The following is a 16,512-nucleotide window of genomic DNA, read 5'->3' as shown; positions in this document are numbered from 1 at the left end:
AGGTGCGCACGCGAAAGCGCGCGCTACTTACTTGCCTTCCTCGTGGTCCAACAGGCCTGCGTCGATTTCGCGCAGCGCGATGGACAGTGGCTTCTCGCCGGGTTCTGGGTTAACCAGCGGGCCCACGAACTCAAAGACGCCTTCATCTTGCTCTTGGTAGTAGCTATTGATCTGGCGCGCACGCTTGGCAGCGAAAATTACCAAGGCGTACTTGGAAGAAACCTTGTCCAACAGCTCATCGATTGGCGGGTCAGTAATACCAATCGGATCATCAAATACCGGTTCCGACTTTGCGGATTCAGTGTTAGAAGGGGTGGTCACGTTAGTCACATGCACCTTTACATTGGTTGAAGATGGTCAAAGGAAGAATCTATCCTCGCAGGATATCACTAATGGCGGCGACTGCCTCATCTAGGTTTTCATTGACCACAACGTGATCAAACTCATCCTGTGCAGCTAGTTCCTCATACGCAGTGTGCAACCTACGATCGATGACGTCTTGTGGTTCGGTACCGCGACCGGTCAGGCGCTCTACCAACACCTCCCAGGAAGGAGGGGCCAGGAATACCAAGTCCGCTTCCGGAAGGGCCTTCCGGACGCTACGCGCACCGGCCAGGTCAACCTCGACGAGAACCGGGCGCCCTGCTTCCAAAGCCTCTTCTACGGGACGGGCAGGTGTTCCAGAACGCTGCAATCCGCCGTGAATATCTGCCCATTCGAGCATCTCACCGGCATCAATGCGTTCTTGAAAAGCCTCAGGGGTGACGAAGAAATAATCCACGCCGTCTTTTTCCCCGGGGCGGGGCTGGCGCGTAGTCATAGACACGCTGAAATACAGCCCCTCGACGTCATGTCGTAGACGCGACACTACGGTGGATTTACCCACTGCGGAGGGACCCGCCAACACGACGAGGCGACCGCGAGCAGTTGCGTCAGCCATGGACGTGATTATTCGTCGTCGTAACCGAAGCGCTCAAGAAGAGCACGACGCTGGCGCTCACCCAGACCGCGCAGGCGGCGGGTCTGTGCAATCTCCAGATCTTCCATGATTTCCTTGGCCTTGACCTTGCCAACCTTAGGCAGAGCCTCGAGAAGTGCAGAAACCTTGGTCTTGCCGATGATCTCATCGGTCTCGGCCTTTTCCAGCACGTCCTTTAGGTCGGTCTCGCCGCGCTTAAGCGCAGCCTTGAGCTCAGCGCGAGCCTTGCGGGCCTCAGCGGCCTTTGCGAGAGCTTCCTTACGCTGCTCATCAGTCAACTTTGGAAGGGCCACGAGTTTCCTCCGATTCATTAGATTGGTTCTATTACTTCTGGCACTGGGTACCAGACTCCGGTTGCCAAACGCGATGTAAATACCGCGGAAAGTTACCCTGAACCTTCGAGCACACCGACTTCTGATTATCCTAGCACCGCTAGTGACACGATGACGATCAACAGCCCAAATGGGCCACTCGTTTTAGCACGTCAACGCACATGCTTAGACCAAAATACCAGGTAAACGGCGCGGCCGTTAATCGACCCCGCCGCGTGTTCTAATCCCGGAATTGGTCTGCGGTATCGATCACCGCTTTACGCAGGTCATCGACCTGAGGACCGCGCTGCAGGACGGCGCGCGAGACATTCGCAAAGCCCAGCTGCGGGCACTCAGACACAATGGCGTGCACCTGCTCGGGGCCCGCCCCCTGGGCACCGACGCCGGGAAGCAGCACCGGGCCATTAAGCGAGTCCAATCCGGGCGGATTATCCACGGTCGCGCCCACCACAACGCCGACGCTTCCAGCAACACCGGCCTCTTTCGCCGAGGCATTGAAGGCGGCGCACTCGTCCACGACCGCCTGGGCAATCGAGTCCGCAGTGCCCGCAGGCACTGCCTGAATGGCGCGTGCCTCCGGATTAGAGGTAGCCGCGAGGACGAATACACCGCGGTTGTTTTCTTGCGCCGTGGCAATGGCCACGCCCAATGCCCCAACACCGAGGTACGGCGAAAGTGTCACCGAGTCAGCGCGCAGGGGCGAGGTCTCCCCTAGCCAGGCATCGCCATAGCCTTCCATGGTGGAGCCGATATCGCCACGCTTGGCATCCGCCACCGTCAGGCATCCTGCCTCGCGCAAACCGGCCAGCGTTTCTTCCAAGACCGCAAAGCCTGCGGCACCGAAGCGCTCAAAGAAGGCCACTTGCGGTTTTACCAAGGCTGCGGAATCCGCGAAGGCCTCGACGCAACGCATGCTGAAGGTGCGCAGGCCTTCTGGTGAATTATCCAGCCCCCATTGCTCTAAGAGGTACGGGTGCGGATCGATGCCTACACACAGGCGACCTCGTTCGCGGCCGGCGTCCTCTAGGCGCTGGCCAAAGGTTTTAGTTGCGTGGTCCATGCTCAAGCTCCTGAAGTGCGCGGACCTGCAAATCACCCTGGCGCAGCGCCTCGATGCCCTGCACCGCCGCCGTCACGCCTTGAACCACCGTGACCAGCGGCAGTCCCATGTGCACCGCTGCAGCGCGGATATCGTAGCCGTCGTGGCGGGAACCGGCGGAACCTGCTGGCGTATTGAGGATCCAATCCACCTCGCCGTTAAGGATCTTGTCCACGATGGACTCTTCGCCGTCCTTGGCTTCAGAGACCTTGACGGCGACCTCACACTCGATGCCGTTGCGGCGCAGCATCTGCGCGGTACCCGCAGTAGCGATGATGTTGTAGCCCATCGTGGCCAAGCGCTGGATGGGGAAAATCAGCGTTCGCTTATCCCGGTTGGCTACGGAGACGAAGACCGTGCCTTCAATCGGCGGACGAGCAAACGCGGAGATCTCCGCCTTGGCAAAGGCCGCACCGAAGTTGGTGGCCAAGCCCATGACCTCACCGGTGGACTTCATCTCGGGCGATAGCAAGGAATCGAGCAGGCTGCCATCTGGGCGGCGGAAACGGTTAAAGGGCAAGACCGCTTCCTTGACCGCAATCGGGTGATCAAGCGGCAAGGAACCGCCATCGTAGGAGGATGGAATAAGTCCTTCTTCTCGCAGTTCCGCGATGGTGGATCCCATCATGATGCGAGCGGCGGCCTTGGCTAGCGGCACGCCGGTCGCCTTAGAGACGAACGGAACGGTACGCGAAGCGCGCGGGTTAGCCTCGATGACATAAAGGATGTCGTCCTTCAAGGCGAACTGGACGTTCATCAGGCCCTTGACGCCGATGCCCTCGGCCAAACGGCGCGTGGACTCGCGCACATTCTCGATGTCCTCTGGGCCCAGCGTCATCGGCGGCAGGGCGCAGGAGGAGTCACCGGAGTGAACGCCGGCCTCCTCGATGTGCTCCATCACACCGCCGAGGTAGACCTCGTTGCCGTCGCACAGGGCATCGACGTCGATCTCGATGGCCGAGTCCAAGAAGCGGTCCACCAGGACCGGGTGGTCTGGGGAAAGCTCTGTGGCGCGCTCGATATAGTTCTCCAGCGACTGCTCATCGTAAACAATTTCCATGCCGCTGCCGCCCAACACGTAGGAAGGACGAACCAGAACTGGGTAACCGATGGACGCTGCTACCTTCCGGGCCTCCTCGAAGGAGGTGGCGGTGCCGAATTGCGGTGCGGCAAGCCCACCGGCTTCCAGCACCTTGCCGAATTCGCCGCGGTCCTCGGCGGAGTCAATGGCGGCGGGGCTGGTGCCCACCACCGGCACGCCGGCGGCATCGAGGCGCTCTGCCAAGCCCAACGGGGTCTGGCCGCCCAGCTGCACCAGCACGCCGGCGACCTCGCCGGAGGCTGCCTCTGCGTGGTAGACCTCCATGACATCTTCGAAGGTCAGCGGCTCGAAGTACAGGCGATCAGCGGTGTCATAGTCGGTCGATACCGTCTCAGGGTTGCAGTTGACCATCACGGTCTCATAGCCCTTGCGGGAAAGCTCAAGGGCGGCGTGCACGCAGGAGTAATCGAATTCGATGCCCTGACCAATGCGGTTCGGGCCAGAGCCCAAGATGATGACCTTGCCCTTCGAGCCTTCCGGCGCCGGGTGCACCTCGGTTTCGGCATCGGGGTCCAGCTCATAAGAGCTATAGTGATACGGCGTTTGCGCCTCGAACTCACCGGCGCACGTATCGACGGTCTTGAAGACGGGGCGAATGCCCATGCGCCAGCGCAGGCTGCGCACGCCGTCTTCGCCGTTGAACTCGGGGCGCAGGGCGGCAATTTGGGCATCGGAAAGCCCAAAGACCTTGGCCTCGCGCAGGAGTTGCTCGGTGAGCACGGGGGCATCGACAAGCTCCTGGCGGAATTCCACCAGACCCTCGAGCTCCGCGATGAACCATGGATCCACGCCGGAGGCCTCGTGGACTTCATCCACCGAGGCGCCGAGGCGCAGAGCCAGCTCGATATCGTACATGCGGCCCTCGGTGGGGCGCTCGAGGTCCTTGAGCACCGCCTGCACGTCGGTGGCGCGCTCGCCCGCGAAATACTCATCTGGCCTGGTCCAGAAACCGTTGGGCTTGTTTTCCAGCGAACGCATGACCTTATTCAGGCCGGAGATGTAGTTACGGCCAATGCCCATGGCCTCGCCCACTGATTTCATCGTGGTGGTCAAGGTGTCATCGGAGCCGGGGAACTTCTCAAAGGCAAAGCGGGGCGCCTTGACGATGACATAGTCCAAGGTCGGTTCGAAGGCCGCTTGGGTTTCGCCGGTGATGTCATTTTGTACCTCGTCCAAGGTGTAGCCGATGGCCAACTTCGCGGCCAGCTTGGCAATGGGGAAACCCGTGGCCTTGGATGCCAGCGCCGAAGAGCGAGATACGCGCGGGTTCATCTCGATGACGATGATGCGGCCATCATCGGGGTTCAAGGCGAACTGGATATTGCAGCCGCCGGTATCGACGCCAACCTCACGGATGATGTCGATGCCCAAATCGCGCATCTTCTGGAACTCGCGGTCCGTCAGCGTCAGCGCCGGTGCCACGGTTACGGAGTCACCGGTGTGCACACCCAAAGCATCAACGTTTTCGATGGAGGCCACGACGACCACATTGTCGTCACCATCGCGCATGAGCTCGAGCTCGTATTCTTTCCAGCCGAGGATGGATTCCTCGATGAGCACGTTGGCCTCAGGCGAGGCCGCAAGCCCGCCGCCAGCGATGCGCTCCAGATCCTCGTTATTGAAGGCTAGGCCGGAGCCTAGGCCACCCATGGTAAACGACGGGCGCACCACGACGGGCATGCCAAGCTTGTCGACGGTCTCGTGGACCTCGTCCATGTTGTGGCACACCGCCGAGCGAGCGGATTCTCCACCTACAGAGGCCACGATGTCCTTGAACTTCTGGCGGTCCTCGCCGCGCTCGATGGCATCAATATCGGCGCCGATGAGCTCGATATCGTACTTATCCAAAATACCCTGGCGGTCTAGCTGCACCGCGGCGTTGAGCGCGGTTTGCCCGCCCAAGGTGGCCAGGACGGCGTCGATGGGGTGGCCTTCCTCTGCCTCCTTCACCAGGATCTTTTCGATGTACTCCGGCTCGATGGGCTCGACGTAGGTGTGGTCGGCGAATTCCGGATCCGTCATGATGGTGGCCGGGTTCGAGTTCACCAGGGTCACGCGCAGGCCCTCGTCCTTGAGGACGCGGCAGGCCTGGGTTCCGGAGTAGTCGAACTCGCAGGCCTGGCCGATGACGATGGGCCCGGAGCCGATGACCAGGACGTGATTAATGTCAGTGCGCTTTGGCATAATATTTCTTCCTTTTCCTGGGTGACTACTTTTTCGCGGTGTGGTTAGCCATGAGCTCTAAGAATTGATCAAAGAGCGGGTTGGCATCGTGCGGGCCGGCGGCGGATTCCGGGTGGTACTGCACCGAAAAGGCCATGCCATTGCGCAAGGCGACGCCCTCGACCGTGTCATCGTTCAAGCAGATGTGCGTGATGTGGGCCGGACCGAAGTCCGAGGCGAATTCGGCGTCCTTACCAGTCAGGTCGTAGTTATCTGGGGCTTGCAGTGCGAAGCCGTGGTTTTGGGAGGTGATATCGATCTTTCCGGTGAGCAGGTTGCGTACCGGGACGTTGATGCCGCGGTGGCCGAATTTCATCTTGTAAGTATCTAGGCCCAGCGCGCGCCCGAGCAGCTGGTTGCCAAAGCAGATGCCAAAGAACGGGATGTCCGCCGCGAGCACCTTTTTGATGGTGGCAACGGTGTCATCGGCGGTAGCCGGGTCACCCGGGCCGTTGGAGACGAAGACGCCATCCGGGTTATAGGACTGGACTTCTGCAAAGGTGGTGGTAGACGGTACCACGATGGTCTCAATGCCGCGCTGGGAAAGGTAACGCGGCGTTGCGGATTTCACGCCCATGTCAAAGGCGACGATGGTGTGCTTCTTTTCTCCTTGGGCCTCAACAACATAAGGCTTATCGGTGGATACCTCGGCGGCAAGATCCGCGCCTTCCATGGAGGATTGGCTCTTTACCTCCTCGAGGAGTTCCTCGACGGGCCGGGTGGCGGCCTCGCCGGAGAAGAGGCCCGCGGAAATGGAACCGTAATTGCGCAGGTGGCGCACTAAGGTGCGGGTATCGATGCCGCGAATGCCGATGACGCCTTGCGCCTGCATTTCTTCGCTCAAGCTGCGCTCGGCGCGCCAGCTGGATACGCGGCGGGACAGATCGCGGATAACCAGGCCTGCGACCCAGATATTATTGCCGTGGGACTCGTTGTCCTCATCGTTCCAGCCGGTATTGCCAATGTGCGGGGCTGCGGAAACGACGATCTGGCGGTGGTAGGACGGATCCGTCATCGTTTCCTGGTAACCGGTCATCGCGGTGGTAAATACGGCCTCACCGAGGGTGGTGCCGGTAGCGCCGAAGCCGTAGCCACGGAAGGTACGCCCATCCGCAAGGACGAGGATTGCTGGAGTTTTATCAGTCACGTCGTGGCCTTTCTGTGCCTTGATTGGGTGCTGTGTGCAAGGTTAGTCATGGGTTGCGGCGTTCAGATCGAACGTTACCGAGCCGCGCAAGATGGTGTGGGTAACTCGCGCACCAAATTCCTCGCCCGCGTACGGGTTGTTCTGGGACTTGGATGCGAGCTGCGCGGAATCGGATACCCAATGGTGTTGTGGGTCAACGATGGTTAAGTTGGCTGGCTCCCCTACTTCCAAAGGGCGACCGTGGCCCGGCAAGCGGGTGATCTCGGCCGGGCGCTCGGACATGACGCGGGCGATAAAGCGCCAGTCCGCCAGTCCAGTTTCCACAAAGAGCTTGGCGATGACCGCCAGCGAGGACTCCAACCCCAGCATGCCGGGGCGCGCATTTTCGAATTCCACGCACTTGTCTTCGGAGCCGTGCGGCGCGTGGTCGGTGGCGACGCAGTCAATGCTGCCATCGAGAAGCGCCTGGCGCAGCGCCTGCGTATCGCGCTGTTCGCGCAGCGGCGGGTTCACGCGGAAGAGGCCGTCATAGGTGCGCAGCTTGTCATCGGTCATAAGAAGGTGGTGCGGGGTGACCTCTGCGGTAAGCGGAATATCGTGTTCCTTCGCCCACTGCAGGAGCTCCACTGTGCCCTGCGTGGAGGCGTGGCAGATGTGCACGCGGTTACCGTAATCGCGGGCGAGCAGGGCGTCGCGGGCGACGATGGATTCTTCTGCCACGCGCGGCCAGCCGCGCAGGCCCAACCGTGCGGCGTTTTCGCCCTCGTGGGCAGACGATCCGCCTGTCATGCGGTCATCCTCGGCGTGCTGGGCCAGTAGCACGTCCATGCCCTTGGCGTATTCCAGCGCGCGGCGCATGAGCTGTGGGTTTTGCACGCACTTGCCGTCATCAGAGAACATGCGCACCTTGGCGTCGCTGCGCGCCATCATGCCGAGCTCCGTCAAGGATTTGCCTTCTAGGCCCTTGGTGATGGAGCCGACCGGGTGGACATCGCATAGCCCCAGCGCCTGAGACTTTGCCCACACAGATTCGGCGATGATGGGCTGATCCGTGACCGGCGTGGTATTAGCCATGGTAAACACCGCGGTAAACCCGCCCTTGGCCGCGGCCTTGGAACCGGACTCGATGGTCTCGGTGTCCTCGCGGCCTGGCTCGCGCAGATGAACGTGCATATCAACCAGGCCTGGCAGCAGCACGTTGCCGCCGCCGTCGATGGTCTCGGCGCCGTCTGCCTGCACCTCGGGGCCGATGGCGTCAATAACGCCGCCGCGAACGAGGACGTTGGTAGGCTCGCCTTCCCCGTACGGGCGAATATTCTTAATCAGTAGTGGGTTCTCGGCCGGTGCGGACAGCCGGCCGGTAGCTGGGTAAGTAGTCATTTTCTCTCCCTTTTACGTGGCTTTTGCTCTGCCCGATTTAAATCCCGGCGTTATCGCCATTGGTCAACAGCGTAAAAAGCACTGCCATGCGCATGTGGACACCGTTATTGACCTGTTGCAATACCGTGGTTTTATCCATATCGGCCACGGCGTAGTTAATCTCCATGCCGCGCAACATGGGACCTGGGTGCATGACGATGGCGTCCTTGTGCAGCGCCGCGGCGCGCTGCTGCGAGAGCCCAAAGAGCTGCGCGTACTCGCGGTGGGACGGGAAGAAGCCGCCGTCCATGCGCTCTTGCTGCACGCGCAGCATCATCACGACATCGGCATCCGCAAGCTCTGCATCAAAGTCATAGGACACGCGCACCGGCCACTTGTCCACGCCCCACGGCATCAAGGTCGCAGGTCCCACGAGGGTGACCTCCGCGCCCAAGGTGTGCAGGAGATCCACGTTGGAGCGCACCACTCGCGAGTGCAGGCAATCGCCGACAATCTTTACCTTCAGGCCCTCAAAGCCATTATCGCCGTGCAGGCCCAGGCGCTGGCGCATCGTGACGGCATCGAGCAAGGCCTGCGTCGGGTGCTGGTGCGCACCGTCGCCGGCGTTGATCACTGCAGGGCCGTTGCCATCCGGGTCCACCCACTGGGCCAGCTGTTGCGGCGCACCGGAAGAGGGGTGGCGCATGATGATGGCATCCGCGCCGATGGCCGCTAGGGTCAGGCCCGTATCTTTGAGGGACTCGCCCTTTTTCACGGACGAGGTCGATGCCGAGAGGTTGATAACGTCAGCGGACATCCACTTGCCGGCAGTTTCAAAGGACGAGCGCGTGCGCGTGGAGTTTTCATAAAAGAGCGTATAAATCGTGCGCCCGCGCAGCGTAGGCAGTTTTTTGACCTCGCGGCCATCGAGCGCCTCGCGGAAGCGATCGGCCTCATCCAGCAGGCCAATGATCTCTGCGCGGGATAGTTCCGCGCTATCGATGAGGTGTTTCATGAGTGCGTTCCCCTTATCTGCGCGGCATCGCCCGGGGACGTAGAGCGAGTGAGGACTACGGCATCACGTCCATCGATGTCTTGGATATATACGGAGACATCTTCTTCCCGCGCCGTGGGCAGGTTCTTGCCCACATAATCGGCGCGGATGGGGACTTCGCGGTGCCCGCGGTCGACCAATACGGCCAACTGGATAATCGAAGGCCGGCCAACATCGCCCACCGCATCGAGCGCGGCGCGGATGGTGCGGCCGGAGTAAAGGACATCATCGACCAAGATGACCGTGGCATTATCGATGCCGCCGTCTGGGATGGAGGTCGGTTGCAGGGCGCGGTGCGGGAAATTGCGCAAATCGTCCCTGTACAACGTGATGTCGAGCGAGCCCCATGGAACGGGGACCCCGGAAAACTCGTGTATCTTCTGCGCGAGGCGCTCCGCTAGGGGCACTCCGCCTGAGGGAATGCCCAACAAAATGACCCGCGGGGCCTCCGCGGAATCGAGCGCCGTCTTTTCAATAATCTGGTGCGCGATGCGTGCAACGGTACGCGAGACATCATCGGCGCTTAAAAGCTCCAATTCGTTCGCGTTCACGTCAGTTCCACTCATCGTGACCTCCTTCCCCGCCTCACGGTGCGGTCCTTAAAGGATGCCTGTCAATGAACTTGTAGACGTCTATGCTGATAGACACGTATTACTCTAGCACCTTACCCACCCCGTGGGTGAGGCTTAGCCGAAAGAGGTGCACCACGCAGTGAGTTTCTCCGCGCAGCACGTAGTCCCAGCCTCCCGCGAACACGTCTGGCAATGGCATACCCGGCCAGGAGCCTTGGCACGCCTGAACCCACCGTTCGCATTCATGAAGCCGGTGCAGCAGGCCACTGATCTGGGCACTGGCACCTCCCTGCTCGCCCTGCCCGGTGGTTTGCAGTGGACGGCACAGCACGATCTTGCGCGCTACCAGGCCGGGTACAGCTTCAGCGATGTGTGCGTCAACGCCCCCATCCGCAAATTTGCCAAGTGGCGCCATACGCACCGTTTTGCCGATCATCCAGACGGCACGCTGATTACGGACGAGGTAGATACTCGCATTCCCGCCACCGCCCTCAACTCGGTATTCGCCTACCGGCAGCACCAGCTCACCCAGGATATTGCCTTTGAAAACCGCCTGCGCGAAGGCCAGCTCGGCCACAAGCCCTTGACCATCGCTATGACCGGCTCTCACGGCAGCGTGGGCAGCGCGCTGACCGCGCAGCTACAAACCCTGGGCCACACCGTGATCCCTCTCGTGCGCGGCACGGCGGAGGCAGGCCAGCGCGAGTGGCGCCCGCACCACCCGCGGCCCGATCTCCTCGAGGGCGTCGACGTGCTCGTACACCTGGCGGGCGAGCCCATCTTTGGGCGCTTTAATGACAGCCACAAGTCCGATATCCGCGACTCCCGCGTGGGCCCCACCGAAAACCTCGCCCGCCTAGTCGCCGGCACCGATTCCGTGCAGGCGATGGTGTGCGCCTCTGCCATCGGCTTCTACGGTTCCGAGCGCGGCGCTGAGCTGCTAACTGAGGACGCCGAGCGCGGCGAAGGCTTTCTTGCCGATGTCGCAGTGGACTGGGAGAAAGCCTGCGCGCCCGCCCGTGAGTCCGGAAAACGCGTGGTCAATATCCGCACCGGCATCGTGATGTCCGGCAATTCCGGACTGCTACCGCTCTTACGCGCGCTGTTTTCCACAGGATTGGGCGGCGCCTTTGGTGACGGCAACTTTTGGTACAGCTGGGTCGCCTTAGACGATCTCACCGATGCCTATATCCGCGCCATCGTGGATGAGAAGCTTGCGGGGCCGGTCAATGGGGCATCGGCAAACCCGGTGCTCAATAAAGACTTCGTTTCCGCCTTGGGGTCCGAATTGCACCGCCCCACGTTCCTGCCGATCCCCCAATTCGGCCCCGCTCTGCTCCTGGGCAAGCAAGGCGCACAAGAACTCGCCTTGGCCGACCAGCGCGTGAAACCACAGGTGCTTGAGGATCTAGGCCATACCTTCCGCTACCCCACCATCGAGGGCGCTTTGGCGCACGAACTTGGCGGCGAAAGCCTGTGGGAGTCACAGTAGGAGCGCTATGAGTTAGGTAAACTAGGCAGGGTTGACCATTATCCCCGATTAGTACATGGATTGAGACTACTTACGTGTCTGAAGAACCAACCCTGTATCCCGATACGCCCATTGAGGATGTCACCCTCGAGCGCATCGGTGAGATTTTTGACTCCGAAAAGCTCGAGTACCGCGTAGAAGAACAGACCGTCGGCGAAGGCGAGACGGTAAAGATCCTGCGCACCGGCTTTTCCAATATCGCCATTGCACTGCAGGTGCGTGACGATGTCCTCGTGGCAGACTCCGTCTGGCGCGGCAACGCCCCAGCCTCTGAAGGCCCGCAATTGCTCATGGTCCTCAATAAGTGGAACCAGCAGCACTTCGCGCCCACCCTGCGCTTTTTTGAATCGTCCGAAAATAATCTGGCCGTCTCCGGCGTGCGCGAAATCAACATTTCCCATGGCCTGTCCCGCAACCAGATCGGTGCCTTCGTGATGTCCACCTTGGACTCCATGCTGCAGTCCATGGCTTTTGTTGAAGAGCACTACCCACAGCTTGTCACCTGGGAGGAGCATAACCATGACTAATGCATCCACCGCATCTACCGAAAATAACTTGCCCGAGGTCGATCTGGACCGCGTCGTTGCTGCCATGGGCACCTTCGATATTGAGCTGACCAAGGTGGAGGGCGAAATTGACGCTGCCACCGCCAACCTCAATGGCCTGCCCACTATGTTTGCGGTCCTGGATTCCGTTGTCATCGTGCGCTGCGATGTGCCAACCGATGCCTCGTTCTCCAAGGCCGATGCCGGGCTCTTCCTCGCCGCCAACCAGATCAACTCTGTCGCATTCGGCGCCCGAGCAGTCATTTCTGAGCACGATGACATGCTCGTCGTCCGCACCGAGCGCGATATTCCCGCCGCGGCCGGAATGACCGATGAGCAGCTCACCACCGCTTTAAAGAAGGCCGTCGATGCCGTCATCAACGGCCAGGACGCCATGGTTTCTGCCGCCGAAGAAATGGCCAAGCTCGGTTCTGAAACCGCAGCGAAAGCCGGCAATAACGGCGAGGACAACTCCACGCCATCTGGAAACGCCTAGCCCGCCTTTCTCCCTAGGCCCTCTCCCCGCACTTATTTCGCCCGCCTCGCACACTCGCGTGCTATGGCGCGGCGACGGTGCGGGTTTTTGGGCGGCTAGTGCCTAGTCAGCATCTAGAATGCGCTGCTTTTCTGCCTCCGGATCGAATTCCGGCGCGGGCCATGACAAGTTGAGGTGCCGCAGAGCATCGACGATGAGGTATTTCAAGGCCATGCGCGCGTACTTCTTATTATCCGTGGGGATGACAAACCACGGTGCCCAGAGCTCATCCGTCCGGCGGATGGCATCCTCATAGGCCGCCATGTATTTATCCCAATAGCCGCGCTCTTCAAGATCTGAAGGATCGTACTTCCAGAACTTATCCTCGCGCTCGGTGCGCTCGATGAGGTTTTCCTTTTGGAACTCCGGCGAGATGTGCAAAAAGACCTTCAAGATCTTTACCCGCTTTCCGGCGAGCTCTTGCTCATACTCACGAATCGCCTCAAAGCGGCGGTCGATCTCTTCCTCATCCACCCACTCGTGCACGCGTTGAATCAGCACGTCTTCGTAGTGAGAGCGGTCAAAGGCCACGACCTGGCCAGGAACCGGATCGTGTTTGCGGATGCGCCACAGGAAATCGTGTTGCATTTCCTCTTCCGTGGGCTTGCCAAAACCGACGGTCTTCGTGCCCTGCGGATCAAAGACGGAAAAGACGTGGCGAATGGCCCCGCCTTTGCCGGAGGTATCCATTCCTTGCAGGACCACTAATAACGAGGGCGCATCATCGGCATGCGCCCTACCATTGGCAAAAAGGCGCTCCTGCAAATCATAGAGCTCATCGTCATAGCGTTTGAAGCGGTCTTCTAAGTCAGACTTTGAACCATCGAATCCTGGAGTCGCCGTGGGATCGACATCGGCAAGCTGGAAGGTCTTTCCGGCGCGGAGGTCGAGCGCATCTTTGATCTTAAATTTACCCATGGCAATTATTGTACAAACGCCACGGTATGGGCCGTGCGAACCGGCTGTCTCCCGCGGCACAGCGCAGCGGGAGACGGAGAACAGTTTGATTTAAGAGTTTTCCTCTTCCGCGTCTGCTTCCGGTTCCGCAGCCGGGGCTGACTCTTCGGACTCCTCTGTCTCCCCTGGCGCCTCTGTGTGCGTCGAGTCCGCAGAGTCCTCTTGGGAATCCTCGGCTTCCGCGTCGTCGCTTTCTTCCTCATCGCCGTCGTTATTCATCGGGCTTAGCTCGGAACGAGATTGTGCGACGTCATCCAAGACCGCGTGGATATACGGTGCGGCTTGATCGTGGGAATACTGCGAGGCCAGCTCCACGCCCTCCACGACGGCCGTCGCGGTGGGAACATCCGGATTAAACAATAGCTCCCAGACTGAAAGGCGCAGGATCGCGCGATCGACGGCGGGGATGCGGTGCAGCTCCCAATTCTGGGAAAGATACCGCGAGATCGTGTCATCGATCGCGTCCAGCTCTTCTGCTACGCCTTGGACGATGACCTTGGTGTAGTCCGCGATGGGGGCTACCGCGTGGCGATCTTCGCGCGCCAAAGCAACGCGATCCTCAACGATGACGACGGGATCGACGTCCCGGTTCTCCGCTTCATAGAGGATATCCGCTGCGCGCCGGCGTGCCCGGTAGCGCGCGGTATGCCGTTTATGATTGATATCCCGCTTAGCAGTGTTATCAGACAAGATAAGGCCCTAGTTGTTGACGCGGGACAGGTACTCGCCGGTGCGGGTATCGATCTTTAGTACATTGCCGATTTCAATGAACAGCGGGACCTGGATCTCGGCGCCGGTCTCCAGCGTGGCGGGCTTAGTGCCGCCAGAGGAACGGTCACCCTGCAGGCCTGGTTCGGTGTGCTCTACCTTGAGGTCTACGGAGATAGGAAGCTCCGCAAACAATGCCTCATCCTCGTAGAAGGAGACCTGCACGCGCATGTTTTCCAGCAGGAAACGTGCGGCATCGCCAAACTTATCCGGAGAAAGCTCGAACTGCTCGAAGGTCTTTTCATCCATGACGACGTAGCTGGTGCCGTCGTTGTACAGGTAGGTCATGTCGCGGCGGTCCACCGTGGCGGTTTCTACCTTGACGCCCGAGTTCCAAGTCTTGTCCACGGTCTTTCCGGAGACGACGTCCTTGAGCTTGGTGCGCACGAACGCTGGGCCCTTGCCCGGCTTCACATGCTGAAACTCGGTGATCTGCATCAGCTTGTTGTCAATCTTGAGAACGAGTCCGTTCTTGAAATCAGTAGTATCAGCCATTGCGGTTAAACTCCCGAATATTGTGGTTGAAAGGTTGAAAGCAAAGTATAAGCCTACCGGATACCCTTCACCCGCTGGGCCATCGGCACCCCCTAAAAATCTCCTCCCCTAGGTGGGAGGAGTCGCAGGTGCCAAGCCTACCTATACGGGCAGCTCCGTAAAATCCTTGGAGGCGGCGGTAATGATCTTCGGGGCTCCATCGGTGATAATCAGCGTATCTTCGATGCGCACACCGCCCTTGCCCGGCACATACACGCCCGGTTCGATGGTCAGCGTCATCCCTGGGGCCAGCTCGCCCTTACCGGTCGTGGCGGCAAAGGGTGCTTCGTGCACGTCCAAGCCCACGCCGTGTCCGGTGGAGTGAACGAAGTAGTCGCCGTATCCGGCGTCGGCGATGATAGTGCGGCAGGCGGCATCGACATCGGAAAGCGACGTGCCCGCAACCGCAGCCTCGACACCAGCCTGCTGGGCGCGCAGCACGACATCGTAGATCTCCTTGGCAAAGTCATTTGCTGTGCCCACGACATAGGTGCGGGTGCAGTCGGAGTTAAATCCGCGCAGGTGAGCGCCGAAATCGATGGTGACCAAGTCCCCGTCCTCGATCACGCGGTCGTCCGCGCTGTGGTGCGGCATGGCGGAGTTCGGGCCAGAGGCCACGATGGTATCAAAGCTCACTCGCTCGGACCCCAGGATGCGCATGCGGAATTCCAGGTCAGCGGCAATTTCGCGCTCCGTGCGGCCCGCCCGCAGCTCACCAGCGGAAATGAGGTCTTCCAAAGCCTGGTTAGCAAGCGCCGCGATCTCCTCCAGCTTTTCCAGCTCGACAGGATCCTTCGTGATGCGGATATCCTCAATGATTCCAGAAATCGGCACCAAGGTGACCCCATCCGGTGCGGAATCCTTCAAATCCTCCAGTTCCGATACAGACATGTAGTCGGCTTCGAAGCCGACGCGGACCGGGGTCTCATCCTTGTCGAATTGCTGCAGGAGCACCTTGCCCACAGCGCGGCCCTCCACCGCCTCAAGATCCGGGACTTCCTGGGCAATCTGGGTGGTATAGCGGCCATCGGTAGCCATGAGCGCGGAGAGATCCTTGCGCAGCAGCAGCCCACCGTTGGAGCCGGAGAATCCGGACAAGTAGCGGACGTGGATCAAGTGGGTCACCAATACCGCATCAATGCGCTGACCAGCTAATTCGGCCGCTAGCTTCCGGCGGCGGTCGCTGAAACGGGTATCTGCAAGTGCCATAAAATCATCCTTTGCGGGAACGTAGTGAAGCTTAAAAAATTTATTCTTCCACTATAACTATTTCCGCGGCGCAGGTGGCTAGGTTCAGTACCTACTTACTGCCTGCACCCGATAGGGCGCGCTTCGGGCGGGCAATTATTGGCACAAATAATCCACCGCGGCGCAATATCCAAAGACCCCCAAGCCAGCGATGACGCCGCGGGCAATGGGGCTTAAATAAGAATGTTGGCGGAATTCTTCGCGGGCATGCACGTTGGAGATATGCACCTCCACGAAGCCTGCGCCATCGGCAATCTCTGCCAAGGCGTCGCGCAGGGCGACAGAGGTATGCGTCAGCCCACCTGGGTTAATGATGACGGCACTTCCGGCATCGGCGGCCTCGTGGACCTTCTCAATAAGCTCGCCTTCAAAATTCGACTGGAAAAATTTGACTTCGGCCCCGTGCTTCGCCGCACGCTCGGACACGAGCTTTTCAACATCACTCAGCGTCGTGGAACCATAGACGTCTGGTTGGCGCTTGCCCAACCTATTTAAGTTTGGCCCATTAAGAACAACGATTTTCATAT

At 60.1% G+C, this 16,512-nt stretch carries 17 protein-coding genes; 3 read left to right on the top strand and 14 right to left on the bottom strand.

Translation table 11 applies throughout. The features are described 5' to 3' along the window. Nucleotides 1-27: 27 nt before the first annotated feature. The 9 genes from rpoZ to pyrR form a co-directional block, all read right to left on the bottom strand. Complete coding sequence (rpoZ, locus tag ABRP87_RS00150; protein ID WP_005279075.1) at nucleotides 28-330, bottom strand: DNA-directed RNA polymerase subunit omega; 303 nt, start codon at nucleotides 328-330, stop codon at nucleotides 28-30. 40 nt (nucleotides 331-370) lie between these two features. Then, on the bottom strand, nucleotides 371-940 hold the full coding sequence (gene gmk / locus ABRP87_RS00145; protein WP_023022483.1) for a guanylate kinase: 570 nt from the start codon (nucleotides 938-940) through the stop codon (nucleotides 371-373). A gap of 8 nt (nucleotides 941-948) precedes the next feature. Further along, nucleotides 949-1,272: an integration host factor, actinobacterial type gene (mihF, locus tag ABRP87_RS00140; protein WP_023017443.1), complete on the bottom strand. Its 324-nt coding sequence runs from the start codon at nucleotides 1,270-1,272 to the stop codon at nucleotides 949-951. 259 nt (nucleotides 1,273-1,531) lie between these two features. Continuing rightward, complete coding sequence (pyrF, locus tag ABRP87_RS00135) at nucleotides 1,532-2,371, bottom strand: orotidine-5'-phosphate decarboxylase (protein WP_349862191.1); 840 nt, start codon at nucleotides 2,369-2,371, stop codon at nucleotides 1,532-1,534. After that, on the bottom strand, nucleotides 2,355-5,696 hold the full coding sequence (gene carB / locus ABRP87_RS00130; protein ID WP_349866962.1) for a carbamoyl-phosphate synthase large subunit: 3,342 nt from the start codon (nucleotides 5,694-5,696) through the stop codon (nucleotides 2,355-2,357). Before carB ends, pyrF begins: the two co-directional genes overlap by 17 nt. 25 nt (nucleotides 5,697-5,721) lie before the next feature. Beyond that, a complete protein-coding gene (gene carA / locus ABRP87_RS00125; RefSeq protein WP_349866960.1) occupies nucleotides 5,722-6,882 on the bottom strand; it encodes a glutamine-hydrolyzing carbamoyl-phosphate synthase small subunit in 1,161 nt (386 codons plus the stop codon). A gap of 42 nt (nucleotides 6,883-6,924) precedes the next feature. Beyond that, nucleotides 6,925-8,262, bottom strand: a complete 1,338-nt coding sequence (locus ABRP87_RS00120) for a dihydroorotase (protein WP_349866958.1) — start codon at nucleotides 8,260-8,262, stop codon at nucleotides 6,925-6,927. Between the two features lie 37 nt (nucleotides 8,263-8,299). Next, nucleotides 8,300-9,256, bottom strand: a complete 957-nt coding sequence (locus tag ABRP87_RS00115) for an aspartate carbamoyltransferase catalytic subunit (protein WP_005283152.1) — start codon at nucleotides 9,254-9,256, stop codon at nucleotides 8,300-8,302. Beyond that, entirely contained in the window at nucleotides 9,253-9,861 is a 609-nt protein-coding gene (gene pyrR / locus ABRP87_RS00110; RefSeq protein WP_023022496.1) for a bifunctional pyr operon transcriptional regulator/uracil phosphoribosyltransferase PyrR, read from the bottom strand. Before pyrR ends, ABRP87_RS00115 begins: the two co-directional genes overlap by 4 nt. Before the next feature lie 145 nt (nucleotides 9,862-10,006). On the opposite strand from pyrR, the gene ABRP87_RS00105 reads away from it, so the two are divergent. The 3 genes from ABRP87_RS00105 to ABRP87_RS00095 all read left to right on the top strand — a co-directional run bounded on the left by ABRP87_RS00105 (nucleotide 10,007) and on the right by ABRP87_RS00095 (nucleotide 12,439). After that, nucleotides 10,007-11,359 carry a TIGR01777 family oxidoreductase gene (locus ABRP87_RS00105; protein ID WP_349866955.1) on the top strand — a complete coding sequence of 451 codons (1,353 nt, stop codon included), beginning with the start codon at nucleotides 10,007-10,009 and terminating at the stop codon, nucleotides 11,357-11,359. A 74-nt stretch (nucleotides 11,360-11,433) separates the two neighbouring features. Next, the gene (locus tag ABRP87_RS00100; protein ID WP_005283185.1) at nucleotides 11,434-11,925 is read left to right on the top strand and encodes a YbjN domain-containing protein; all 492 of its coding nucleotides are present in this window, start codon (nucleotides 11,434-11,436) and stop codon (nucleotides 11,923-11,925) included. After that, nucleotides 11,918-12,439, top strand: coding sequence for a YbjN domain-containing protein (locus ABRP87_RS00095; protein ID WP_005283188.1), 522 nt, complete (start codon nucleotides 11,918-11,920; stop codon nucleotides 12,437-12,439). Before ABRP87_RS00100 ends, ABRP87_RS00095 begins: the two co-directional genes overlap by 8 nt. A gap of 102 nt (nucleotides 12,440-12,541) precedes the next feature. On the opposite strand, the gene ABRP87_RS00090 is transcribed toward ABRP87_RS00095, so the two are convergent. From ABRP87_RS00090 to aroQ, 5 genes are all read right to left on the bottom strand, one after another. Then, on the bottom strand, nucleotides 12,542-13,396 hold the full coding sequence (locus ABRP87_RS00090; RefSeq protein ID WP_349866952.1) for a PPK2 family polyphosphate kinase: 855 nt from the start codon (nucleotides 13,394-13,396) through the stop codon (nucleotides 12,542-12,544). Nucleotides 13,397-13,486: 90 nt separating this feature from the next. After that, entirely contained in the window at nucleotides 13,487-14,125 is a 639-nt protein-coding gene (gene nusB / locus ABRP87_RS00085) for a transcription antitermination factor NusB (protein WP_349866951.1), read from the bottom strand. A gap of 9 nt (nucleotides 14,126-14,134) precedes the next feature. After that, the gene (gene efp / locus ABRP87_RS00080) at nucleotides 14,135-14,698 is read right to left on the bottom strand and encodes an elongation factor P (protein WP_023017433.1); all 564 of its coding nucleotides are present in this window, start codon (nucleotides 14,696-14,698) and stop codon (nucleotides 14,135-14,137) included. 141 nt (nucleotides 14,699-14,839) lie between these two features. After that, nucleotides 14,840-15,946: a M24 family metallopeptidase gene (locus ABRP87_RS00075; protein WP_349866949.1), complete on the bottom strand. Its 1,107-nt coding sequence runs from the start codon at nucleotides 15,944-15,946 to the stop codon at nucleotides 14,840-14,842. A gap of 135 nt (nucleotides 15,947-16,081) precedes the next feature. Further along, on the bottom strand, nucleotides 16,082-16,510 hold the full coding sequence (gene aroQ / locus ABRP87_RS00070) for a type II 3-dehydroquinate dehydratase (RefSeq protein ID WP_005283201.1): 429 nt from the start codon (nucleotides 16,508-16,510) through the stop codon (nucleotides 16,082-16,084). Nucleotides 16,511-16,512: the final 2 nt, after the last annotated feature.

Source organism: Corynebacterium sp. KPL2830, assembly GCF_040225635.1.
Classification (GTDB): domain Bacteria; phylum Actinomycetota; class Actinomycetes; order Mycobacteriales; family Mycobacteriaceae; genus Corynebacterium.
Note: the sequence above shows the minus strand (reverse complement) of the source record. Positions and strands in the feature narration are given on the sequence as shown.